Origin of the sequence: Klebsiella sp. CN_Kp106 (assembly GCF_040064575.1) — a bacterium.
GTDB classification, from domain to species: Bacteria; Pseudomonadota; Gammaproteobacteria; order Enterobacterales; family Enterobacteriaceae; genus Klebsiella; species Klebsiella michiganensis.
In genome coordinates this window covers 1-573 of sequence record NZ_JBEAIG010000038.1, presented here as the reverse complement: position 1 = coordinate 573, position 573 = coordinate 1, and the positions used below count along the sequence as shown (strand labels likewise).

Below are 573 nucleotides of genomic sequence, written 5' to 3'. Positions count from 1 at the left end.
AACCGGGAACATATTTGCTTCTGCTCTTCTGAATTCATGATATATCCTTTATCGCTGCTTCCAGGGCTTTATTCTGGTCTGCCACGCTGCGGTTGAATGGTGCTGTGCCAAATACGCATTTCTTACACCATATCTGAAGCTCGTCGTCCGATATCCAGGTCACAACCACCTGTAACAAAGTTATCGCTAACATGGCCTCCCAGGTTATTAAAATCGCCAGAATTCTGACTCCAAAATATCTGTCTACCAGCTTTTTGGCTATATATTTACCACCTAAGTCGATTATTTTCGATGCTTCCTCTTTACCTTTAACTTCTAAAATAGTACCTATGGCTTCCAGCAGAAGGCCAACTGATTTTGTGACAGTAAGGACATCCACAAATGTTTTTCCCCCCATCACAACCATCAGGAATAAACGATTATTCTGAAACTCTGCTTTCATTGAAAGCCAATCTGTATACACAGAAACCAAAGACGCAACCCCACCCGCTGCCGCCCCAGCCCCCTTGACCCACGACACCGTAAGCTCACGGGCTTCCAGTCCTTTCTCTATTGCCGGTAAAATAACTGACG

At 44.7% G+C, this 573-nt stretch carries 1 protein-coding gene; it reads right to left on the bottom strand.

Annotated elements, in window-relative coordinates:
- Window positions 1–34: 34 nt before the first annotated feature.
- A partial coding sequence (locus ABLU96_RS11525) for a hypothetical protein (RefSeq protein ID WP_348862523.1) occupies window positions 35–573 on the bottom strand: 539 nt, incomplete at its 5' end.